The sequence below is a fragment of the Dyella silvae genome, assembly GCF_026421305.1.
Lineage (GTDB): Bacteria > Pseudomonadota > Gammaproteobacteria > Xanthomonadales > Rhodanobacteraceae > Dyella > Dyella silvae.
On record NZ_JAPJBQ010000001.1, the window covers coordinates 577,069 to 600,243 of the forward strand.

General features: G+C 60.4%; 24 protein-coding genes. 19 read left to right on the forward strand and 5 right to left on the reverse strand.

The annotated features are described in order from the left end of the window. Positions 1-12: 12 nt before the first annotated feature. Positions 13-150 carry a hypothetical protein gene (locus OQE56_RS02675; protein ID WP_267221266.1) on the reverse strand — a complete coding sequence of 46 codons (138 nt, stop codon included), beginning with the start codon at positions 148-150 and terminating at the stop codon, positions 13-15. Positions 151-632: 482 nt separating this feature from the next. On the opposite strand from OQE56_RS02675, the gene OQE56_RS02680 reads away from it, so the two are divergent. The 3 genes from OQE56_RS02680 to OQE56_RS02690 all read left to right on the forward strand — a co-directional run bounded on the left by OQE56_RS02680 (position 633) and on the right by OQE56_RS02690 (position 2,533). Next, positions 633-1,076 (forward strand): MarR family winged helix-turn-helix transcriptional regulator, encoded by a 444-nt coding sequence (locus OQE56_RS02680; RefSeq protein ID WP_267221268.1) that lies wholly within the window; start codon positions 633-635, stop codon positions 1,074-1,076. A 98-nt stretch (positions 1,077-1,174) separates the two neighbouring features. Continuing rightward, complete coding sequence (locus OQE56_RS02685) at positions 1,175-1,501, forward strand: hypothetical protein (RefSeq protein WP_267221270.1); 327 nt, start codon at positions 1,175-1,177, stop codon at positions 1,499-1,501. Positions 1,502-1,762: 261 nt separating this feature from the next. Then, entirely contained in the window at positions 1,763-2,533 is a 771-nt protein-coding gene (locus OQE56_RS02690) for an alpha/beta hydrolase (protein ID WP_267221272.1), read from the forward strand. Positions 2,534-2,773: 240 nt separating this feature from the next. Here the strand turns inward: OQE56_RS02690 and gstA are convergent, their stop codons facing one another. The 3 genes from gstA to rclC all read right to left on the reverse strand — a co-directional run bounded on the left by gstA (position 2,774) and on the right by rclC (position 4,384). Beyond that, positions 2,774-3,391 (reverse strand): glutathione transferase GstA, encoded by a 618-nt coding sequence (gstA, locus tag OQE56_RS02695; RefSeq protein ID WP_267221274.1) that lies wholly within the window; start codon positions 3,389-3,391, stop codon positions 2,774-2,776. A gap of 45 nt (positions 3,392-3,436) precedes the next feature. Beyond that, on the reverse strand, positions 3,437-3,727 hold the full coding sequence (locus OQE56_RS02700; RefSeq protein ID WP_267221276.1) for a hypothetical protein: 291 nt from the start codon (positions 3,725-3,727) through the stop codon (positions 3,437-3,439). Positions 3,728-3,793: 66 nt separating this feature from the next. Continuing rightward, positions 3,794-4,384, reverse strand: coding sequence for a reactive chlorine resistance membrane protein RclC (gene rclC / locus OQE56_RS02705; protein ID WP_267221277.1), 591 nt, complete (start codon positions 4,382-4,384; stop codon positions 3,794-3,796). 318 nt (positions 4,385-4,702) lie between these two features. Between rclC and OQE56_RS02710 the strand changes: the two genes are divergently transcribed. The 5 genes from OQE56_RS02710 to OQE56_RS02730 all read left to right on the forward strand — a co-directional run bounded on the left by OQE56_RS02710 (position 4,703) and on the right by OQE56_RS02730 (position 9,382). Beyond that, positions 4,703-5,659: an AraC family transcriptional regulator gene (locus tag OQE56_RS02710; RefSeq protein WP_267221278.1), complete on the forward strand. Its 957-nt coding sequence runs from the start codon at positions 4,703-4,705 to the stop codon at positions 5,657-5,659. Positions 5,660-5,858: 199 nt separating this feature from the next. Continuing rightward, on the forward strand, positions 5,859-6,209 hold the full coding sequence (locus OQE56_RS02715; protein ID WP_267221280.1) for a carboxymuconolactone decarboxylase family protein: 351 nt from the start codon (positions 5,859-5,861) through the stop codon (positions 6,207-6,209). Between the two features lie 168 nt (positions 6,210-6,377). After that, a complete protein-coding gene (locus tag OQE56_RS02720; protein ID WP_267221281.1) occupies positions 6,378-6,950 on the forward strand; it encodes a hypothetical protein in 573 nt (190 codons plus the stop codon). Between the two features lie 827 nt (positions 6,951-7,777). Next, positions 7,778-8,239, forward strand: a complete 462-nt coding sequence (locus OQE56_RS02725) for a DUF6130 family protein (RefSeq protein ID WP_267221282.1) — start codon at positions 7,778-7,780, stop codon at positions 8,237-8,239. A gap of 99 nt (positions 8,240-8,338) precedes the next feature. Then, positions 8,339-9,382: a hypothetical protein gene (locus OQE56_RS02730; protein WP_267221283.1), complete on the forward strand. Its 1,044-nt coding sequence runs from the start codon at positions 8,339-8,341 to the stop codon at positions 9,380-9,382. Positions 9,383-9,402: 20 nt separating this feature from the next. On the opposite strand, the gene OQE56_RS02735 is transcribed toward OQE56_RS02730, so the two are convergent. After that, positions 9,403-9,888: a winged helix-turn-helix transcriptional regulator gene (locus OQE56_RS02735; RefSeq protein WP_267221285.1), complete on the reverse strand. Its 486-nt coding sequence runs from the start codon at positions 9,886-9,888 to the stop codon at positions 9,403-9,405. A gap of 111 nt (positions 9,889-9,999) precedes the next feature. Here OQE56_RS02735 and OQE56_RS02740 point away from each other — a divergent pair, with 111 nt between their 5' ends. From OQE56_RS02740 to OQE56_RS02790, 11 genes are all read left to right on the forward strand, one after another. Then, complete coding sequence (locus OQE56_RS02740) at positions 10,000-13,167, forward strand: efflux RND transporter permease subunit (RefSeq protein ID WP_267221286.1); 3,168 nt, start codon at positions 10,000-10,002, stop codon at positions 13,165-13,167. A gap of 23 nt (positions 13,168-13,190) precedes the next feature. Further along, complete coding sequence (locus tag OQE56_RS02745; RefSeq protein ID WP_267221288.1) at positions 13,191-14,405, forward strand: efflux RND transporter periplasmic adaptor subunit; 1,215 nt, start codon at positions 13,191-13,193, stop codon at positions 14,403-14,405. After that, on the forward strand, positions 14,402-15,868 hold the full coding sequence (locus OQE56_RS02750; protein ID WP_267221290.1) for an efflux transporter outer membrane subunit: 1,467 nt from the start codon (positions 14,402-14,404) through the stop codon (positions 15,866-15,868). Before OQE56_RS02745 ends, OQE56_RS02750 begins: the two co-directional genes overlap by 4 nt. Positions 15,869-16,172: 304 nt before the next feature. Next, positions 16,173-16,574: a MarR family winged helix-turn-helix transcriptional regulator gene (locus OQE56_RS02755; protein ID WP_267221292.1), complete on the forward strand. Its 402-nt coding sequence runs from the start codon at positions 16,173-16,175 to the stop codon at positions 16,572-16,574. Between the two features lie 55 nt (positions 16,575-16,629). Beyond that, entirely contained in the window at positions 16,630-17,604 is a 975-nt protein-coding gene (locus tag OQE56_RS02760) for a carbon-nitrogen hydrolase family protein (RefSeq protein WP_267221294.1), read from the forward strand. A gap of 18 nt (positions 17,605-17,622) precedes the next feature. After that, complete coding sequence (locus OQE56_RS02765) at positions 17,623-18,540, forward strand: NmrA family NAD(P)-binding protein (protein ID WP_267221296.1); 918 nt, start codon at positions 17,623-17,625, stop codon at positions 18,538-18,540. Positions 18,541-18,681: 141 nt separating this feature from the next. Continuing rightward, complete coding sequence (locus OQE56_RS02770; RefSeq protein ID WP_267221298.1) at positions 18,682-19,707, forward strand: alpha/beta fold hydrolase; 1,026 nt, start codon at positions 18,682-18,684, stop codon at positions 19,705-19,707. Between the two features lie 46 nt (positions 19,708-19,753). Next, a complete protein-coding gene (locus OQE56_RS02775) occupies positions 19,754-20,158 on the forward strand; it encodes a cupin domain-containing protein (RefSeq protein WP_267221301.1) in 405 nt (134 codons plus the stop codon). Positions 20,159-20,367: 209 nt separating this feature from the next. Continuing rightward, positions 20,368-21,723: an epoxide hydrolase family protein gene (locus tag OQE56_RS02780; RefSeq protein WP_267221303.1), complete on the forward strand. Its 1,356-nt coding sequence runs from the start codon at positions 20,368-20,370 to the stop codon at positions 21,721-21,723. 60 nt (positions 21,724-21,783) lie between these two features. Further along, the gene (locus OQE56_RS02785) at positions 21,784-22,221 is read left to right on the forward strand and encodes a hypothetical protein (RefSeq protein ID WP_267221305.1); all 438 of its coding nucleotides are present in this window, start codon (positions 21,784-21,786) and stop codon (positions 22,219-22,221) included. Between the two features lie 168 nt (positions 22,222-22,389). Continuing rightward, positions 22,390-22,923: a tautomerase family protein gene (locus OQE56_RS02790; RefSeq protein WP_267221307.1), complete on the forward strand. Its 534-nt coding sequence runs from the start codon at positions 22,390-22,392 to the stop codon at positions 22,921-22,923. Positions 22,924-23,175: the final 252 nt, after the last annotated feature.

Below are 23,175 nucleotides of genomic sequence, written 5' to 3' on the forward strand. Positions count from 1 at the left end.
CCGCCGCTTGCATCAGTGCCCCAGCCACAGCAGATCGAACGCGCCGGCAACCAGAATGCCGATCGCCAGATACGTAAACAAAGGAAACGGGACCGACTCAGCCCAACCGGCAAAACCGAAGGCGGCACGGGCCAGGATCGCCGTAGCCATCGCTAGTAGCCCGAACAGTAACCAGCCAGGGAAATACGCGCCAAACAAGACGATGGCAGGCGCTGAGCGCGACGCACATCCTGACAATGCAACGGTTCCCGCCAGCGGAAACCAGCACGCCGGTATGCGTGAACGGCAGACCCCCCATCGGTCGGACTTCCAAACGATCATTGCCCGTCTCCCGCCGTCGCAACGCTCTTCTATCCGCGAGGGAAGATTAGGCCGCGGCAGAGACAAACACCAGAGTAGTAGACCCAGAGATCCCACCCTGCCCACTGCAGGCTCCGGACGCTTCCGGTGGTGTCCTTGCCCTCTTCCGTAGCCGTGTCCACTTCGGGCTGCGGATTCAGCCGGTCGATCCCGGGTGCCCCTGCTGTCCAGCCGGGCACGGGGCATCCATCCGCCCCATGGCTTTCGCTGCGGGCTGCTTCTTATAAACAGTTTAACTTGCAAGTTAGACTTTTAAGTTGTAGCGTGAATCCATGGTCAAGACACCGCGCTCTCAAGCCTCCATGGCATCGTCGGTCAACGAGCTGACGACCGCTGTTGGACAGTTGCTACGCCGCCTGCGCTCGGAAACGGGTACAGACGAGCTCAACCTCTCGCAGCTTGGCGTCCTGGGGCGACTGGATCAGCAGGGCCCCATGACCACAGCGGACCTCGCACGCGCCGAATCGATGAAACCTCAATCGATGGGGACAATCCTCGCCAGCCTGGAACAGGAAGGGCTGGTCGAGCGCAACCCACACCCGTCCGACGGAAGGCAGGTTCTTTTTGCGATGACAGGCAAAGGCGCCGACGTTCGGCGCAAGCGTGGCAATGCCAAACGCGAATGGCTGCTTGCGGCGTTGATGCAGCTGGAACCCGACGAACAGCGAACCCTGCTGGACGCCATTCCGCTGATCAAACGCCTGAGCGAGTCATAGCGACAAACCGCTGAACCCGTCGGGCTGTTAGTCAACCGTATGAGTGTGCATTTCGGCACTCAGCGCCTTTGTATACGGTTAAAGAGGGAGATCACATCGTGGTGACCTGGCTTCACAATCTTTCCTATTTCTTTGGCGGCGCGTTTCTCGCCAATGCCGTGCCTCACTTCGTCTGGGGCATTTCAGGACGTCCATTCCAGTCACCCTTCGCGCATCCCCGCGGCGAGGGCCTGTCGTCTTCGACAGTCAACGTCATCTGGAGCTTCGTGAATGCCGTGCTGGCCTACGTCTTGATTGCGCGTGTTGGCAACTTCGACATGCACGACGCGCAACCGATGACCGCGCTGGGCCTGGGTGCACTACTGATCAGCCTGGCCCTGGCTCGGCGATTCGGTCGCTTCAACGGCGGCAACCTTCGCGACTGAATATGTACGCGCGTCCGTTCTTCCCGGGCAATCGATATGCAGGGAGGACTGCATCGATGGAACGGAAGGATCACCGCACTGCCGCGCGGTAGACGCCCCCTGGGGATAGACGGCCTCGGCCATGTCGGCGCCGTTGAAGCCCTTTTGACTTCCAAACGCCATTTTCCCAAGCCGGAGGGCCTGCAACTCAACCTATCTACTAATCGCTGGGCTGGCAGACATCCGTGGTTTTCGTTCCATCCCCATTCCTGGAGCATGAACATGAACACCAAGCCTCTCGTTACTCGCATCGCCGCTGCGTTGACTCTTTCGTTTGTCGCCCTGGGTTCGCAGGCCGTCACGCCGACACCAATCAAGAACATCGTGCTGGTGCACGGCTATTTCGCCGACGGCTCTGGCTGGCAGAGCGTGTCGAACATCCTCACCCGTGACGGCTACAGGGTGTCCGTGGTGCAGGAGCCGGAAACCTCATTTGAGGACGACGTCAAGGCAACCCGTCGCGTGATCGATGCCCAGAACGGCCCCAGCATTCTGGTCGGCCACAGTTACGGCGGCGCCGTGGTGACTGAAGCCGGCAATGACCCCAAAGTCGCAGGCCTCGTCTACGTCGCAGCGTTCCAGCCGAATACCGGTGAAAGCCCCTTGGTACTCACCAAGAAGATGCCTTCAGCCACCAAGGCGATTGCGCCCACAGCTGACGGCTACCTGTTCCTGGACCCGGCCCATTTTCACGAAGATTTCGCAGCAGACCTCCCTGCCGATCAGGCGAACTTCATGGCGCTCTCCCAAGTCATGCCGGCTGCGCAGTCGTTTGGTACGCCGATCACGGCCGCCGCATGGAAGACGAAGCCCAGCTGGGGCGTCGTTGCCACGGCAGACCGCGCGATCAATCCGGATCTGGAGCGCTTCATGACCAAGCGCGCGGGAACCAAGACCATCGAGATCAATGCCAGTCACGCCGTTTACATCTCCCATCCCGAAGAAGTCGCCAAGCTTATCGAACAGGCGGCGATGGGCTCGAACAAGTCATAACGCCTACAAGTGCGAGAAATTTGTCGTTATCTCTCATGGCGCGTGACACGTCGCTGCGCGCCATGAGGGCATCGCCACCGAGAATGTGGCGATTGATGCATCTCAGCGAATACATCCCTTCCCTACCCCGGTAACTCGCCTTAATCACTCCGCTGCATTTTTCGGCGATGGTCGCCACTTCGCGTGCTGAGCCGACCGCATATCGACACGCAGGGTGCGCTCCTACGAGGGTGAGCAAGGTCAGGCCGCAGCCTTGACCAGGCCCTCGGCCACCAACGCTTCACGTACCATCGGCCGAGCTGCCACACGCTTCTGGAAAGCCTGCACGGCGGGAAATTCAGAAAGATCCAGTTTCACGTAGTTGGCCCAGTTGGTCACGGTGAACAGATAGGCATCAGCCACGCTGAAGCTATCCCCCACCAGCCACTCCTGTTGGGCCAGATGCTGATTGAGCAGTGTGTACAGCTTGCGAACGCCAATCTCGCGTTGCACGCGCGTCGACTCGGATGTTTCCGGGGCGAACAGGGGCGCGTAGGCCTTGTGTAGTTCAGAATTGATGTAGCCCAGCATTTCCTGCAGGCGGTAACGGGCGGCCGTGCCGTTGGCGGGCGCCAGTGCACGCTCCGGCTTCAGATCGGCCAGGTACTGCACGATCGCCGGCCCTTCGGTGAGCAACTCGCCAGTATGCAGCACTAGTGCGGGGACATAGCCCTTAGGGTTGATTTGCAGGTAGTCCGCACCGCTCGCCGTGCGCTTGGACTTGTGGTCAACCTTCTCCAGTTCCACCGGAATCCCGGCTTCCCGCGCGACGATGTGCGGTGACAGCGAACAGGCGCCGGGGGCGTAATACAGCTTCATAGAAACTCTCCAGACTTGGATTGAACGGGGTGCTTCAATCGAGCGTTACTTGCCTTTGATGAGGCGGCCGAGCGGAGCAAGCGTGGCGAGGGGCATGAGCTCATACGTATGCAGCCCCTCCGAGACGAGCGGCAGCGTATTCAGCGTCGCCCTGGCATCGTCAAGGGACTCGACGTTCATCAGAAAAATGGGCCCCACGTTTTCGCGAAACCAGAACTGCTCGATCTTGCCGTCGAGATACAGCTGCAGCGTGTGCGGGGCTTCATGCGGGATAAGCTTTTCAAACTTCTCAGGTGTCCAGGCAGTCGTTTTGGTGGCTATTGCCATGACTTTCATGTGGTGTTCTCCAGATAGGTCGTTTGCGAATTCAAGCTGTGAAGTACGGAAACTCAAGTGACAAGGTCAGTGGCGCACGGCGCACGATGCCTTCTCTGCGAGGATGGCCTTGGCCGCGTCGACGGCAATGACCCAGGCACCTGCGAGCATGATCGTGTCCTTGAGAACCAACCGCCCAGCGCCGGAGAGGTAAGGAAATCCGTGCTGAGCATCGCCCAATGCAGGCACCCATGCCTCCGGGGTTGTGATGAGGAATGAAAGCGTCACGATAGGTGTCAGGAACGAAAGCACAGCGCCCGCTAGTCCAGTCCACTTCGACAGCGGGTAGCTGAGTACAAGTAAGGCGATCAATATTTCTACAGTGCCAAGGCCATTGGAAAATCCGTAGGTATTGTTGTGGGTCTGCCACTCGCGCTTGGCCGGGACCAGTTCGCCCTCGCGAGTGAGATGCGCCTTGTAGTCGGTCGGATGCTCATAGAAATGAGACATCACGGGATTGTTCGCGACGAAGGGCGTGATGCTGTCCGCCTCGTACGGAATGAACTTCAATGCACCGATCCAAAGGAAGACGATTGCAATGGCGATGCGTACAAGGTTGGGACCGACACGCTCGGTGCGAACCAGCGCTTCTAGCAACGATTTCACGGGGGTGGACATGGGGCTAGTTCCTATGGGTACCGTTAATGGGCGGGCTTGCGCCGAGTCCCTACCATAGGCGAGAGCGCTTCACCGGCTGATGGCCGACGGGCTCAATGACATGTCCAGGCGGATCAGAATCCACTCGAGAACCTCCTCGAACAACCTTGCACTACTTTCGAGAGCAGCTGCGGCGTAGCATTTCTTCAGCCGATTCCACGTCAAGCGTGAGGTACTGGGAATTGGCTCGATGTGAACTAGAGCGGCCACCCGGCTCGCACTCCGACCAGGACCGTCTGAGCCAAACCGCAAGCGGAATGCGACTGCAGGAGACAGCCCATGTCCAGCGCTCCGGCGCGTGACGCCTTGACGGAGTTGGCGCCTTTGCTGCGCGTGCAGCCGGAACTCGAAGATTTCTGTCGATTTGGCGGAACCTGGACGTCGGGGCATGACTCGGCTCCTCACGGCGTTGCCTATTTCCACATCGTTACCCGTGGGCGCTGCCAACTTGACCGGCCAGGCAACGAGCCGCTCGAGCTCACTGAGGGAGATGTGCTCGTGCTTCCTCATGGGGATAGCCACGCCGTTCGGTCCCGCCGCAGAAATCAGTACGCGGCAGAGCCCTTCCTGGTGGAGTTCGAAAATTCCATCCGAAAGAAGTCCATCGCCAACACGCCCATCGAAACGGAACTTGTATGCGGCCGGCTGCATTTCGAGGCGGCAGCGAAAAGCCTCATTGCCTCGGTGCTCCCCAATGTGATCGTCTTGAGGGCGTCGAGCGGTGCTTCGCTGGAAAGGTATCGCGCTTTGATGTCCGTCATCCAGGATGAGCTCGATAGCGCCCGGCAAGGCTCCCTGGCCATTGCGACAGACATCGCCAGCGCGCTGTTTGTGATGTTGTTGCGGAATTATCTTGAGGAGCAGCAGGTCGCCGAGAGCGGGCTTCTCAAGCTTCTTGCCGATCGAATTACATCCAGGGCGGTGCAGGCGATGGTGCGTGAGCCTGCAAAAGCCTGGACGCTGGATGATCTGGCCAACGTCGCTGCTACCTCGCGCGCTACGCTGGTCAGGGCCTTTCGCAAAACGTCAGGTTTTGCACCGCTGGCATTTCTCAGTGAGCTCAGGCTTGGACTGGCACATCACCGCTTGCAGTCCGGGCGCGACCCTATAGCGAAGATCGCCGTCGACGTGGGCTTTCAATCCGAAGCGGCGATGAGTCGTGCGTTCTATCGGCGCTTCGGCGTTCGCCCCGGCGCATCGCGGAAGCTCGCCATGTCAGCGGACGGGGACGCGTAGGTTGTACCCGATCCATCTCGGCCGAACGCCTTCGACACTTTCCATTTGACTCGCAAACCGTGCCGCCTTCCGGGTGATTCGCGCAGGCAATGAGTTGATTCTTTCAACCATGTGACCGCTGAGGGCTGAGTCGCATATTACTCATGCGGCTCGGGCATGGTGCCCGGGCTGGTCTCTATCGAATCCGGAGAACCTAGTCATGATGGATTGGTTGAAATATCGCGAACAGCTGACGGGCCGCCTTGGCGAATTCGGAAAGTTGAGTCCTGATACGCTGAAGGGCTACCAGACGCTTTCCAATGCCGGTGAACGCACAGGACAGCTCGACGCACGAACACGCGAGTTGATCGCCCTGGCCGTGGCGGTCACGACCCGGTGCGATGGCTGTATCACCGTTCACGCTGCCGAAGCATTGAAGCACGGTTCCACCCGCGAAGAAGTGGCAGAAGCGCTCGGTGTCGCCGTCGCTCTCAATGCAGGTGTTGCCATGGTGTACTCGGCTCGCGTTCTCGATGCGATGAATGCGCACGAGTCCCTTTCAGGTCAGTAATCGGCGTATATCGCTTCCCTACCCGGCGCGCTTTACGTCAGCACGTGTCGCCTCACATGTCTTCTGCCCAGGGCAGCACCTTCGGTGCTGTCACGGGGGAGGCTTGGCTGGCCGCACTGACAAACCTGACGGCACCGCCGAACCTCCCCTTATGCATACGAGGTAACAGTGTTCATGAGCTTCATCAAACATCGTCTTTTTGCTCGTCCCAGGGTAGCTTTGCTGCTCGCCCTGCCGTTGGTCGCGCTTGCGGGATGCAATGCAACCGTGAATACCCGTTGGGCTGAATCTCAGGACTCCGCAGAAGCCTGGCAGACCACGATGACTCACATTCCCATCGATGTTCACGGCGCGATCCCCGGTGAGAGTGTGGATCAAACCGTCAATCGAGTGACCGATGGCACCACCATGGCAGCCTTCGATGGTGCGCACAGTGGGCAAACGCCGCTCGAACAAGCGCCTCGCATCGAGCTTTACGTGGACGCCGATAAGTTGCCTCAGACTGAAAGCTACTGCGCGGTGACGCCCACGCTCGAGTCGGTCAATGGCAAGAAAGATGCCGCGCAAGTGGTAGGCGCACTGTGTGATGGCCCGCGCCTGGTGGCGACGGAAGTGGTTCACCTGGACTCGCGCGATCTTCCGGTCGCCGAGGTGTCGCAGGCGGTCGCGAAGTTCAAGTCCAGACTGCTGGATGGCCTGGCGAGCGATCCAAGACAGGTTCCAGGCCAATACGAGTACTGAGGGTGTCGCGGTGCGTAGATCGGATGGCGGCGAGGTGTGGCGCCGCCAATTCCGTTCGCATGGATTGCCCTTGTCACCCCGCCCATCGGCAAGGAAGAGATGTTTTTCTGCCGCCCGATTTTCGCCCGGGCTCAAAAAAAAGGATTTCTAAATAAGGCCGCCTAGCCGCCCAGGCACCGCCTGCCGTCCTCCACGAAGAAGTCCATCCATGCGTGGGCCTTGGAACGCATGTTCCTGGGCACAAAGACGTGTATCCAAATGTATCTGGAGCCATCCGCGCCATACTTTCGATACAACTCGGCTCGCTCCGTGACGTATGCGAGATACGCCATTGCGGTTTCCTATGCAGGTCGCCCTCGTCTTCCATGTTGGATGAAGGGGCTCGTTTCAGGAAACCCGCAAATGTCTCCCAGTTCCAACCTCTTCTCCTTGCCTGGCCGAAGCAGTTTGTCGGCGATCTTAATCACCTTCGGCTTGTAGAAGATCGCCGGTTTGAATGCCACTCAGCACTACTTGGTCTCGGCGGGTGTTTATGGCCGGTGGATTCTTGATGTTGGCTGAAAGTGGTGCGGGCAAATGCGGTCTGGATCATCCGCGACATGGCAGCCCTTAAATATCTTGGTCACCTGTTCTCTCACCAAGGCATCACGGCATGAAGAGGACGCTTTGCCGCGATGAAAACCTTCGTGTTGGCCACCTGATACATCCCCAGGGCACAGATCGCCCTGCGTTATTTACGAATAGCCTGTCTGGAACATCGTCGTCATCGTGACGTGAAGCAGGCCTCTTGACCTAGCAATGCATGCACTCGTAGCAGGAAAAAAGTTATGTCTTTCCGAATCAAATATCTTCCCGTCATTGCCGTTGGCGCCCTCCTCTGCGCCCATGCCTGGGCCCAGAGCGCACCGGATGGCAACCGCCCTCCGACAGTCATTCCCGTCGCGTCTGAGCCGGCGCCGAAACTGATTGCGTATGCGCCCGAGCCGGAGCCATTGGCTCGCGGCGTCGTCATCATTCCTTTCCGGACGGAGAATCTGCGAATCATTCCCGTGTTCGGCAAGGGGGCGCTAAACGTTTCGCCTCGCGTTGGTCACCTTCACGTGTCGGTCGATGATTGGCCGGGAGGTTGGGCCCATACAAGCCAGGACCCCATCATCGTGAATGCGCTGAAACCCGGCACGCATCAGATCAAGCTCGAAGTGGCTGATCCTACGCACAAGATTCTCACGAGCGAGACGGTGACCGTTACCATTCCGGAACAGAAGTCAGCCTCGTCGCCGGCGCACTAACCATTCGACATCGTTGTCGCGACTCCCGCCACGGGCTGGTCCACATGGCCAGTCTGTGGTGGTCAGTGGCGCGACTGAACTGCCGTGACGCACACGCACTTGACCCACGAATTTATGCAGACGCCGATGGCAGCCCAATCACGTACGGTGCCGCTTTTTGCGCACTTTTTCCCGGCGCTTCTGGCATTGGGTTACCCGTGGTATCTGGCGAGCCTTCACGATTCGGCTGCAGATCATCATGCACTCCAGGCGTTGAAGGCATTAGCGCTCACACTGGCAGTACCAGCAAGCGCCTTTGCGAGTCTTTACGCGCTGGGACGTAGATCAACCAGCGATGCCAGGAAGGTCGCATTGCAGTGGCTCAACCACCTGACATTTGCGTCGCCGCCACTGTTCGTCATTTTGGGCGTGTTTCTCTACCTGATGAAGATCAACGGTGCCGACGCCAAGGTTTGGGTCGGCCTGTGGTTAATCGTTCTATGCGGCACGCTGCTCGTTCTCATCAGCAGGGCGGCCGGAGCCTCCATCGCCCTGCCTCAGCCCCGCACGGCGCCGATCCGGGTCATGCATGGCGCGGCTTCGCTGGCCATCCTGCTCGTCTTCCTGTTGATCCATCTAGGCAATCACGCGCTCGGCGTGCTGGGAGCCGACACGCATCGGGAAGTCATGCTGAAGCTGCGGCACATCTATCGGGCTGGCTGGATCGAGCCACCGCTGATCGCGCTGTTCTTTTTTCAGATCGTGAGCGGAATCATCCTGGTTGCATCCAAGCTGGGCACGAAGCGAGATCTTCTCGGCGTATTGCAAACAGCCTCCGGCGCCTACCTGGTCGTATTTATCGCATCCCATCTCAATGCGGTGTTCGTGCTTGCACGCTACTTCGGCACAGACACGGACTACGCCTGGGCCACAGATCTACCTGCAGGCGGCTTACTGGCTGGCGCGTGGGATGTGCGGCTGATTCCGCATTACGGGCTCGGAGTATGGCTCGTGCTTGCCCATATCGCATGCGGCTTACGAACGGTGATGTTGGCCCACCATGTTCCTCAGCCGAGAGCCAACGCGATCTGCTGGATAGCCATCGCGCTGGGGACGCTCTGGTCCGCAGTGATCATCGTCGGAATGCTTGGCGTGCGAGGGTAATCCCCGCATGTTGATGGCCACTACGCGAGCGTAGTGCGGGTGCTCGCGTGAGCGGTTTGTTTTCGCTTGCGCCCCTTGGCCGTCACAATGTCTTCGGGCGCCAACGTGTCTCCCACCGAATTCATAAGCCTCAGGCGAGCAATGGGCAGATTGCCTCGATCGCGGGCAACCATCATCTCCTCTCCGTCTTCGAAGAGATGGTCTTCGCCCCACTGGCGCAGGGCAAACAAGATCACGCGAAGCTGACGCCCCTTCTCCGTCAGATGGTATTCGCTGCGCGCACCGCCATCAGAAGCCGGTCGCTTTTCAAGCACGCCGTTAGCGACAAGCGTTTTCAGTCGCTCGGTCAGGATGTTCTTGGCAAGTCCAAGGCTCTTCTGGAATTCGCCGAAACGGGTCTTACCGCCGAAGGCGTCCCGCACGATCAGCAGCGTCCACCAGTCGCCTATCTCGTCGAGTGCCCGGGCGATGGGGCACGTCGCCTCTATCAGGCTTACGCGTCGCATATGTGGCTACCTCCGCAAGAAGACACGGAGACACCATAGCACAAAATGGTTGCATTATAAAACCAAACGCAGTACAAATGGTTTAATCATGAAACCTATTGGAGCGTTCCCATGTGGATCGTCCAGCTGGCATTGCGCCGGCCCTACACATTCATAGTGCTGGCACTGCTGCTGCTGATCCTGGGCGTGCTGACGATTGTCCGTACCCCAAAGGACATCTTTCCCAGCATCAATATCCCCGTCGTCAGCGTTATCTGGAGCTACAACGGATTGCCACCCGACGAGATGAGCGGTCGCATCACAGGCGGCTTCGAGCGCGTTTCCCTGGTGACGGTGAACAACATCGAGCACATCGAATCGCAGTCGCTGAATGGCGTCGCGGTAGTGAAGTACTTCTTCCACAAGGGCGCGAACGTCGACCTGGCGATGAGCCAGCTCACGGCGGTCTCGCAGTCATGGCTCAAGCAATTGCCGCCCGGCACGACGCCGCCCCAGATCCTTGCCTATAACGCCTCCAGCGTCCCGATCATCCAGCTCGCGCTGTCCAGCCCAACAATCAACGAGCAGGGCCTGTTCGACCAGGCGAACAACTTCGTGCGCACCCAGCTGGCTGGCGTGGCCGGCGCCTCCATCCCCTACCCCTACGGCGGCCGGCAGCGCCAGATCCAGTTTGATCTGGACCAGCGTTTGCTGAGAGAGCGCGGCGTGTCGGCCAACGATGTGGTCAACGCGGTCGCCGGCCAGAACCTGATCATCCCTGCGGGCACGGAGAAAGTCGGGCAGTTCGAATACAACATCAAGTTGAACGGAAGCCCGCGCGCGGTCGATGAGTACAACAACCTGCCTATCAAGACGAGCAACGGCTCGATTGTCTACTTCCGCGACGTTGGCCACGTGCGCGATGGCTCGTCCCCGCAGACCAACATCGTTCGCGTCAACGGAACGCCGGCCACGCTGATGACAATCCAGAAGACCGGCGATACGTCGACGCTGGACATCATCGAGCAGATCAAGCAACACCTGCCACTGGTGCGGGACGCTTCACCACCTGGGTTGAACATCGACCCCATCGGCGACCAGTCGCTGTTCGTCAAAGGCGCTATCGACGGTGTCGTGCGCGAGGCCATCATCGCGGCTGCGCTGACGGGCCTGATGATCCTGCTGTTCCTGGGAAGCTGGCGATCGACGCTGATCATCACCATTTCGATTCCGCTTTCCATCCTGGCGTCGATCATCTGCCTGTCGCTCCTTGGGCAAACCATCAACATCATGACGCTTGGTGGTCTTGCGCTCGCAGTTGGCATCCTGGTGGACGACGCGACTGTCGCCATCGAAAGTATCAATACGCACCTGGAGCATGGCGAGGAGGTGGAGGAATCCATTCTCAACGGTGCGCGCGAAATAGCCGTGCCCGCCTTCGTGGCGACGCTTTGCATATGCATCGTTTTCGTGCCGATGTTCTTCCTGGAGGGCGTGGCCCGATACCTCTTCGTACCGCTGGCCGAAGCGATCTGCTTTGCCATGCTGGCCTCGTACGTGCTTTCGCGCACGCTGGTGCCAACGTTGGCCAAATATTGGCTGCGCATGCACCAACATGGCGAAAACGCAGCGCCGCGCCACGCGATGGCCCGGTTCCAGCACAACTTCCAGCGCCAGTTCGAGGCGATCCGGGTTCGTTATCAGGATTTGCTCAAGGTCGTCATTCTGCGGCGTCGCGTGTTTATACCGGTGTTCCTGGCTGGCACGTTCGCGTCGCTCCTCCTCACGCCGTGGCTCGGGCAGAACTTTTTCCCGTCGGTAGATACCGGCCAGATCAAGCTGCATGTGCGAGCGCATGCAGGCGTGAGGGTTGAGGAAACTGCAAAGCTTTCCGAGCAGATTGATGCGCAGATCCGCAAGGTCATTCCCGGGCAGGAGATTCAAAGCCTGGTCGACAACGTCGGCCTGCCGGTGAGCGGCATCAATCTTGCCTACAGCAACTCCGCGCCCACGACGGCATCGGATGCGGACATCCTGATCACGCTGAATGAAAAGCATGGATCGACGGAAGATTACGTCCGGCGCTTGCGCCAGACGCTGCCGCAGGCGTTTCCAGGCGTCACGTTCTCGTTCCTGCCGGCGGACATCGTGACGCAGATCCTCAACTTCGGATCGCCGGCCCCGGTGGATGTGCAGGTGAGCGGCTTCAAGGTCGCGGCCAACTACGCCTTTTCGCAGAAGCTACTGGAGCGTCTGCGCCACGTGCCCGGCGTGGCGGACGCCCGTATCCAACAGGCACTCGACTACCCCGAGTTCGACGTCAAGGTGGATCGCAGCCGCGCCCTGGAACTGGGCTTTGCCCAGCGTGATGTGGCGAACAACTTGCTGGTATCCCTGACGGGCAGCTTCCAGACCAACCCAACCTTCTGGATGGATGAAAAATCTGGCGTGTCCTACCCGCTGGTCACGCAGACGCCCCAGCCGCAGCTCAATTCGCTGGATGCACTGCGCAATATCCCCGTGACAGGCTCGGCCGGCACGCAGCCGCAAATTCTTGGCGCAATCAGTTCCATCAGCCGCGGCGTGGGTCCCGCCGTCGTCTCTCATTACAACGTCGCGCCGCTGATCGACATCTATCTGGCGCCGCAGGATCGCGACCTTGGCGCCGTCGCCGCTGACGTAAGCAAGGTGGTCGATGAGATGAAGAAGGATCTTCCGAAGGGCTCGACTATCGCCATCCGCGGACAGGTTCAGACGATGCAGTCGTCCTTTAGCGGACTGTTCGGGGGACTGGCCTTCGCCGTCTTGCTGGTCTACCTGCTGATCGTCATCAATTTCCAATCGTGGACTGACGCCTTCGTCATCATCACCGCCCTGCCGGCGGCGCTGGCAGGCATCGTGTGGATGCTGTTCCTGACGCACACATCACTGAGCGTGCCGGCACTCACCGGCGCCATCATGAGTGTCGGCGTCGCTACGGCCAACAGCATCCTGGTGGTGAGTCACGCGAGAGAACGACTGGCCGAAACCGGCAATGCGTTGGAAGCAGCGCTCGACGCAGGTTTCATGCGCTTCCGCCCCGTGCTCATGACGGCACTGGCGATGATCATCGGCATGCTCCCTATGGCGCTGGGCCTGGGCGATGGCGGCGAACAGAACGCTCCGCTCGGCCGCGCAGTGATCGGCGGCCTCTGCCTGGCCACGGTTGCGACGCTGATCTTTGTGCCGGCGGTGTTCTCGCTCATCCACGCGCGCCGGCAGTATGCCGGTGCACTTCGCCTGTCCGCCGAACCGATTTAAGACTACCCATAGGTTCAAGCATCATGACTACTGAACGCACATCCCCTGCCCGGCGCCGCGCCGCCCCAGCGCTCTATACGGGCACCGCCGTCCTTCTGGCGCTGGCGATCGGCGGCATATGGTCCCGGCACGAGGCGGAAGCCGCGGTGATCAAGTCCACCGAAGATGCCGCCGTGCCGACGGTTTCCGTGTCATCCGCCAAGGCCACGCCGGACCAGGAAGACATCGTGCTTCCGGGTACGGTCCAGGCGAAGTTCGACACACCCATCTATGCCCGCACCAGCGGTTACATCAAGCATTGGTACGTGGACATCGGGAGCAAGGTGAAGGCTGGCGATCTGCTGGCCGACATCGATTCACCCGAAGTAGATCGCCAACTTCGTCAGGCCGAGGCCGACCTGCTGACCGCGCGCGCCAATGATCATGTCGCACAAGCCACGGCAAAGCGTGTCCACGCCTTGCTCCCCACCGAATCCGTTTCGCAACAGGACGAGGACCAGGCATCGAGCGATGCGGCCGCGAAGGCGGCGCTGGTGGCGGCAAGCGAGGCGAACGTCGATCGACTGAAGCAGCTGGTGAGCTTCGAACGTGTGGTGGCGCCATACGATGGTGTAGTGACCGCGCGCAAGACTGACATCGGTGCACTCATCGATGCCGGCAGCGGCAATGGCCCCGAACTCTTCCGCGTCGCCGATCTGCGCAAGCTCCGCATCTACGTGCAGGTGCCACAGAGCTACGCCGCGCGCATCCAGCCGGGTGTGCCGGTCGCGCTTCAGTTTCCCGAGCAGCCTGGCCGCGTGTTCGATGCCCAGCTGGTTCGCACTGCCAATGCGATCGAGTCGGTCAGCCGCACGCTGCTGGTCGAACTGGAAACGGATAACGCCAAGGGCGAGCTCTTCCCTGGCGGTTATACAGACGTCCATTTCACGCTGCCCAACACCAGTCATGCCGTACGGGTAGCGGCCAATGCCCTGTTGTTCCAATCGGATGGCTTGCGTGTGGCCACTGCCGCACCGAACGGCCGCGTGGAGCTCCATGCCGTCACGCTTGGCCGCGACTTCGGCACTGAGGTGGAGATCACGACCGGCCTACAGCCTGGCGACCCGGTGATCCTCAACCCGCCCGCCTCGCTCGCGAGCGGCTCCACAGTGCGCGTCCGCCAGGCACCGGTCGCCAGCGCAGATCGCCGCGTGGCGGCGGGTGCTGCCACGGCTTCACCGAAGGCGGGCAAATCATGAAGATCCCATCGTTCCGCTTACGCGCGATTGGCGTCGCACTCGCCGTCTCCATGCTGGGTGCCTGCGATCTGGCGCCGAAGGATGCGCGGCCAACGCTTCCACCAGTCGAGGCATACAAGGAGATCGGCGACTGGGCGTTGGCCCAGCCGGGCGGCGGACTACCTCCGGACCAGTGGTGGCAGGCCTTCAACGACCCCTCTCTGAATAAGCTCGAGGAGCGGGCCACTCAGGCTAACCAGGACATCCAGGTGGCGATGGCGCGCTTTGACGAGGCTCGCGCGGACGCCCGCGTGGCGCAGGCAGACTACTACCCCACGGTGGATGCGACCGGGTCGGCAACGCGCAATCATCTTTCCGCAACCGTGGCCAATCCGGCGCGCAATCGCACGTTCAAGCAATACGAAACAGGCTTTGATCTCAATTACGAGATCGACGTGTGGGGCCGCGTCCGCAACGAGGTGCGTGCCGGCAAGTTTCGGGCAGATGCGTCTGCCGACGATCTCGCAGCGGTCGAACTTCGCATCCATGCGGAACTAGCCATCGACTACTTCATGCTCGGCGGTTACGACCTCGAGCAAAACATTCTCGATGACACCGTCCGGAACTATCAAAAGTTCCTGGATCTGACGCAGGCGCGCGTACAGGTCGGTTACGCCCGCAAAGGGGATGTCTCCACGGCCCAGGCCCAATTGGAGGGTGCCCGCACGCAAGCGACCGAGATGCGGCTCAAGCGAGCGAACCTGGAACACGCCATCGCCATTCTTACCGGCGCACCGCCGTCCAATCTTTCGCTGCCTGCACGCCCGCTCGACGTCGAGCCGCCAGCCATCGCCGTAGATCTCCCTTCGCAGTTACTTGAGCGCCGGCCGGACATTGCGGCTGCTGAAGATCGCGTAGCCGCAGCGAACGCCGATATTGGCGTCGCCCGTGCCGCCTTCTTTCCCACATTTAACCTCACTGCACTTTTTGGCTTCGAATCCGCGGCGGCGGGCAAGGTGTTCAATGCGCCCTCGGAAGCCTGGTCGTTCGGTCCCACGGCACTCCTCAATATCTTCGACGGTGGCCGTCGCAAAGCCGGCACCGAGAAAGCTCGTGCGGGCCACGCCGAAGCGGTGGCGTCTTACCGGCAGACCGTGCTCAATGCGTTTGGCGAAGTGGAAGACAATCTGTCGTCATTGAATCGCCTGAGCCAGGAGGCGCAAACACAGCATGCGGCGGTCGTTGCCGCCACCGAGTCCACGCGCCACGCCACCGACCTCTATGCCGGTGGACTGCAAAGCAATTTCAACGTCGTTGAAGCACAGAACATCGAACTGAGCGCACGGCTGGCCGATGCCGACATCAAGACTCGACGAATGACCTCGAGCGTCCTGCTGATCAAGGCGCTTGGTGGCGGATGGCGACAGAGCAATTCAGGCAATGTCCCCGGTGCAGATGCTGTGGGGCAAGTGCGGTCAAATTGAGCGCGTTGCCTTGCGTCCAAGTAACCCGGGTCAATGGTCGTCTGAATAAAAGCAGTGGGCCGCTGGGCGAGACTCGACCCTCGCGGCCATTACCCGACGCGTTGCGACGGTGCGGTCGAAGAAGTCTATCCGGGCGCGCTTTTCAGAGGCAGAGGCGCCGAAAGGACCGTTGGAACCGCTCATTCGATCTGGGGGCTTGACAGCATGGTGTATATGCACTATTGTTCAGACCATGAACAGCGCTACGACCCATAACCTGGCAGCAGTCCCCAGCATCGTCTCCGAAGTAATGGAGCACTGCCTGATGACGCGCACCCGTCGCATCTCGCGAGTCGTGACGAACCTCTACGACCAGGAGCTGCGTCCGTTCGGCCTCAGTTCCTCGCAGTTTTCCCTCCTCGTGCTGATCGCCCGTATGGACGGCGCCAGCCGGGCGGAGATCGGCCGTGCCAATCATCAGGAACGCTCAACTTCCACGCGCAATCTGCAGCTCGTGATCGACCAGGGCTGGGCTGAAGAAATCGTTCCGGAGAAAGGCCGCAGTCGCCCCATCGTGATCTCGAAGGCCGGTCGCGCCCTGCTCGCTCAGGCGATCCCCGCGTGGCGTGCCGCCCAGGTCAAAGCCAAGCAACTACTTGGTGTTGACGGGGCTTCTGACATTGTCCGCTTGTCCTCTGGCCTGCCCCTCGAGGAGTTGGCCGGCTAATCCTTTTTTTGCCCACTATGTTGCATATACACCATTACGCATTGAGGAATCCCACATGACCATCGTTAAAGCTGCTGCCGTCCAGATCAGCCCCGTGCTCTACAGCCGCGAGGCCACCGTTGAAAAGGTTGTTCAAAAGATCCACGAACTAGGGCAAAAGGGCGTCCAGTTCGCCACCTTCCCTGAAACCGTAGTGCCGTACTACCCGTACTTCTCCGCCGTGCAAACCCCCATGGCGCAGCTGTTCGGTAACGAATATCTGCGACTGCTCGAGCAGTCCGTGACCGTGCCCTCGCCCACCACGGATGCCATCGGTGAAGCCGCCCGCAAGGCCGGCATGGTGGTGTCCATCGGCGTGAATGAGCGCGATGGTGGCACCATCTACAACACGCAGCTGCTTTTTGATGCCGACGGCACGCTCATCCAGCGTCGCCGCAAGATCACTCCCACCCATTTCGAACGCATGATCTGGGGTCAAGGTGATGGTTCGGGCCTGCGCGCAGTGGACAGCAAGGTCGGCCGCATCGGCCAGCTGGCATGCTTTGAGCACAACAATCCGCTGGCGCGCTACGCGCTGATGGCCGACGGCGAGCAGATCCACTCCGCCATGTATCCGGGCTCCGCCTTTGGCGACGGCTTCGCCATGCGCATGGAAATCAATATTCGCCAGCACGCGTTGGAATCAGGCGCGTTTGTCGTGAATGCGACCGCCTGGCTCGATTCAGACCAGCAGGCGCAGATCATGAAGGACACCGGCTGTCAGATCGGCCCGATCTCTGGTGGTTGCTTCACGACCATCGTCGCGCCCGACGGCACGCTGCTGGGTGAGCCGTTGCGCGAAGGTGAAGGCGAAGTCATCGCCGACCTCGACTTTGACCTGATCTATCGCCGCAAGCAGCAGATGGATTCGCGTGGCCACTATGCCCGCCCCGAACTGCTCAGCCTGCTGATCGACCGCACGCCGACCGCCCACCTTCACGACCGCGCCGCCCGCTCCGCCATCGATCTGGCGCGTGCCGAAATTCTCTGACCCAGGCAGACACATCCCATGAATACGTCGAATGAAAGCCCCATCCTGGTCACCGGCGCCGCCGGCGACGTCGGTGCCGTCGGCCGCAGTGTGGTGGCCATGCTGCTGGAGCAGGGGCACAAAGTACGCGCGCTGGTGCGTCGTGAAGACGAACGTGCCGATGGCCTGCGCAAGCTCGGTGCCGAAGTGGTCGTCGGCGATCTGACGGATCTGGAGTCCGTACATCGCGCCATCGAAGGCTGCCAGCGAATCTATTTTGGCATGTCGATCTCGGCCGCCTATCTGGAGGCGACCGCCAATGTGGCCGCCGTCGCCCGGCACCATGGCGTTGAAGTGATCGTCAACATGTCCCAGATGACCGTGTCACAGATGGGCATCAACGAGACCACCGACAGTCCGCAGCACAAGCTGCATTGGCTGGCCGAACAGGTGCTGGCATGGTCTGGCCTGCCGGTCGTCAACGTCCGCCCGACCGTCTTCCTGGAAGGCTTTTTCCTGCGCCTGGGTGCCATGGGTGTGCGTGACAACGACGAACTCGCATTGCCGCTGGGAGCCGCCAAGACCTCGCCCATCGCCGCTTATGACGTAGCGCGTGTCGTGGCCGCGATTCTCGACAATCCGGCACCGCACATCGGGAAGATCTACAACCTGACAGGCCCCGAGTCGGTGGATGTGGAACAGCATGCGCAGGCCTTCTCCGAAGCGCTTGGTCGAACAATTCGCTACCGCGACGTCCCGGTGGAGCCGTGGGCAGAGAAGCTTCGTGAGTACGGCGTTCCGCCGCATCTGATCAGCCATCTTGCCGTGATGGCCCGTCTGCACACGCAAGGTCGCTACGACCGAACCACCGACGACGTCTTCAAGCTGACCGGCCAAAAGGCCATGAGCACGGCCGACTTCGTGAAACGCCACGCAGCCGAGTTCACGCGTGACTGATGTCGCGTCCTGACTGGCAGGCCGCGCAGTGAATCGCATGGCCTGCCGACCCTCCAAAGATCACAAGCGATCGCTTCAACCAGATGCAGGTATGACCTCGCATCGCAGCACGATCACTCGAACGAAACAGGTATGAGACTTATGAAATTTCTTTCACTGTTCAGCTCTATCGCGATGGCTTTGGCCGTCACGGTTTCCGCTGCGCACGCGACGGATGCTCCGCATTCAGGCGCGTCCTCCCACAACGCTGCCAGCCTATCGGACGCTGCGCTGGTCAAGTCGCTGCCGGGCTTCAAAAGCGGCTATGCCGATGTTGACGGCGTGCGTCTTCACTATGTCGTCGGCGGCAAGGGCGAGCCGCTCGTCCTGCTGCCGGGCTGGCCGGAAACGTGGTGGACCTTCCACAAGATCATGCCGACGCTGGCCGAGCATTACACCGTGATCACGATCGACCTGCGTGGCATGGGGACGTCGTCCAAGCCCGCCGATGGCTATGACAAGAAGACTATGGCGAAGGACATCTACGCGCTGGTCAAATCTCTGGGCTATGACAAGGTCAATATCGCGGGCCACGACATTGGCTCGGCAGTGGCATATGCCTATGCGCAGAACTACCCGCAGGCCACAAACAAGCTGGTGATGATGGAGTTTCCGCATCCCGACGAAAGCCTGATGTCGTTCCCGCTACTGCCCGCGCAGAGCCCGGTGGGCGACAAGGTGGGTTCGTCGCGTCCGTACCTGTGGTGGTTTGCGTTCAATCAGGTGAACGGGCTGCCGGAAAAGCTTCTCGCCGGCCGGATCCGGGTGGAACAGGACTGGCTCTTCAAATACTTCCTGGTCAACGAAGACGCTGTTGATGCGCGGGACCGCGATGTCTACGAGCAGGCGTACAACTCCAGCGAAGCGATCCGGGCCAGCAACGCCTGGTACCAGGCTTTCAGCCAGGACGTCACCGACAACAAGAGCTATGGCACGTTGAACATGCCCGTATTGGTGCTGGCCGGACCAGCCTACCAATGGATGAAAGTGGTCGTTGGAAAGAAGACGTCAAACCTGACCGCTCTGGCCGTACCCAACAGTGGCCACTTCGTGCAGGAAGAGCAGCCCGAATTTGTCAGCAAGACCATGCTCGACTTCCTGCAAAACCAGGAAGCGCCCAAGCAGTAAATCGGCATCCATCGTGGACTTCACCAACCGACAAGAGGAATCACACATGAAAGCCATCATCTATGGGGTCTCTGCCCTGCTGGCCGTGGCAAGCAGCGTTGCGCCTTACGCGGTACAGGCACAGCAACTGGCGGGAACCACTCGCAAGGAACTGTCGCATCACGACCTCAGCATGCCCGGCTGGGAAGAGTATCAATTGCGCGTTGACATCGAGCCGGGCAAGACGGCACCGAATCACCGGCATCCGGGCGAAGAGATCATCTACGTCGTCGAAGGCACGCTGGAATATCGACTCGAAGGCCAGCCGCCGGTAACGCTCAAGGCGGGCGACGTGTTGTTTGTTCCTTCTGGCGTCATTCACAGCGCAAAGAACGTCGGCCAGACCAATGCTGCGGAAATCGGCACGTATGTTGTGCCGAAGGGTAAGCCGCTTACCGAATGGATCAAATGAGTGCGTCTGGTGTCGCGGCAGATCCCGTCCGCCCATTCGCGCAGGCTGACCTCATCTGGCTATGCGCGAATGGGTGAACTCGACCTTCACTGATACCCAGAGTCTCACGAAAGAAGACCGTGTGCGGCGCCCATGGAGCGTTGATGGCGCTGACAACTGGACGAGGCGAAGGCATTAAGCCATCCATCGTCTCGCTCCCTGGAAATCCCATGTCATACGATACCTACTTGCCATCGCTCTCCCGGCGCCGGTTTCTGAGTGCCTCCGCCACGCTTATCGCGGCCAGTTCTCTGGGTCAGCTCGCTTTTGCCAAGGACAACATCGACTCGTCGACGGCGATGCCTGTTGCGGGCGCAGACGGAGCTGCCATTCGACCGTTCCGCGTGCAGTTTCCCGAGTCGGATCTCACCGACCTTCGCCGGCGAATCCTCTCCACGCGCTGGCCCGAGCGCGAGACCGTGGCCGATGATTCGCAGGGCGTGCAGCTCGCGGTTATGCAGGAACTCGCGCGCTACTGGGCAACTGATTACGACTGGCGAAAATGCGAATCGCGGCTCAACGCACTGCCTCAATTCCTGACGGAGATTGACGGACTCGACATCCATTTCATTCACGTCCGCTCGAAGCATGAGCACGCAATGCCGCTGATCGTCACTCATGGATGGCCGGGATCCGTCATCGAGCAGCTGAAGATCATCGAGCCGCTGACGAACCCGACAGCGCACGGCGGCAAGGCATCCGATGCATTCCATCTGATCATCCCGTCCCTGCCCGGCTATGGGTTCTCCGGCAAACCCACCAGCACCGGATGGGGGCCGGAACGCACGGCTCGTGCGTGGGTGACGCTGATGAAGCGGCTTGGGTATGCCCACTTCGCGGCACAGGGCGGCGATCTCGGCGCCGTGGTCGCCAACACCATGGCCAAGCAGGCGCCGCCCGAGCTGCGTGGCATCCATGTGAACTTCCCGGCGACCGTGCCGCCCGACATCCTGAAGTTGCTCCAGGCGGGTGAACCGACGCCATCGGGACTGTCGGACGAAGAACGGCGTGCGTACGAAGAGCTCAGCATTCTGATCAAGAAGCGCCGCGCTTACGCCGTCGAAATGGGTACGCGCCCACAAACACTTTACGGCTTCGCGGACTCTCCTATCGCGTTGGCCGCCTGGATGCTCGATCACGGCGACGGCTGGGGCCAGCCGGCCGCGCCCATCATCTCCGCGCTGCTTGGGCACGCCATCAACGGTCACGATGCCGGTGCGGTGACGCGCGACGACGTCATCGACAACCTCACGCTTTACTGGCTAACGAACACAGGTGTATCCGCGTCGCGCTTCTATTGGGAGTCGCACACGAACTTCTACGTTGCCCAAGACATCTCTACTCCTGCAGCCGTGAGTGTCTTCCCCGGTGAAAACTACGAAGCGCCGCGCAGCTGGTCTGAGCGCGCGTATCGCCACCTCATCTACTACAACCGCGTGAAGGAAGGCGGGCACTTCGCCGCCTGGGAACAACCGCAGCTCTTCGCGCAAGAAGTGCGCGCCGGACTGAGACCGCTGCGAACCTGATTGACGCGAACGCTTCCTGCTACACAACCGTTCCTATTTGACATCTATCGGACTTGAATCATGAAATTCACTGAAACTGCACCCACGCTACCGCGCCCATCGGGCCCGCCGCCGTGGCTCGGAAAAATTGCGCAGAACGCGACGCTTGAAGGGGCCGTTCTCAAGCGCGCCATTCACGGTAAGGAAAACATCCTTACTCTCATCTCGCACGCCCGCACCTTGTACGAATTCCAGGATTACACGTACTACGGTCACCTTGGCAGCGAGTTCTTCATGGAATCGTATCGGTCAAGCATTAATGGCGTGCCGGTGGAATGCTCCGTGATCGTACACATGAACGATGCCGGCGAAGCAGATTCGCTGCTGATCCACCACTACCCGCTCGACGCAACGCTAGAGTTCTCCCGCCTCATGGGTGAGAAATTCGGTGAGCAGTTCGCCGACTTGTACCTGACCAACGCGCAGGCCGATGGCCTGACGAAGGCCTCTGGTAAGTAGCCACTCCTGATCCGCGCAACGACGGCCACGGCGCACTGTGGAAACCGCCGCCATACGAGATGCAGCCCTCCCGCGAGAAACGCCCCGCCCTTGGATCGCCCTTGCTTGGTACTGCCGAGTGAGGTGAGCGGATCGTCTCGCCCCAACATTCGACACAGGTTTATCTCCATGCCAATGATTGACGTACTTATACCGGAACACGCGCTTACACCTGATGCGGAAACGCGGCTACTCAAGGAGTTAACCGATATTCTGATCAGAGCCGAAGGCTACGATCCGGGCAGCCCGAACGCGCAGCGTGTCTCTGTGCTCCATCTCCATCGGCCTGCCGCCATCTTTGTGGGTGGCGAGCCCTCGAAGCTGCCGCGCTATCGCATCATTCCATCGGCGCCCGAAGGCCAGTACACCGACGAGTCGCGCGCAACCCTGGTCAGGGAAATTACCGAAGCCGTCGCACGGGCCGAGAACACGCCCTTCAAAGACATCGCTCCCCGCGTGTGGGTCTTCCCGACCGAAATTCCCGACGGCCAATGGGGTGCCAATGGCGTCATCAACCGGCTGCCTGATATTCACGCCATGCTCGTGGGAGAAGAGCAGCGAAGTGACGGCGCGAAGCGACTCGCACGCCGGCGTCGTGAAAAGGCGCTCATCACCTTGGAAGCCGCTGTCGATGGCGTACGTATGAGCCAACCGAAAAAATAGCGGGCCTGACCGCGCGCAACGTTTGCTCCTTCTGAATCTCGTAACGGCCACGCTGACCACTTCCCGCAAATAAGCCGGACTACTGGTACTTCCGTAAACGCAACGGGGCCGCAATTACCAAGACTGCGAAATTGAATACGCCTTGTCGCAGGAAGCAGCACGACTCTTACAAGTCGTAACCGTGCGTCAAGTTCGGCCGTCAGGCCATTCAGTCGGCATGCCGGCCGACACAAGGGTAGCGCGTAGCGGTAA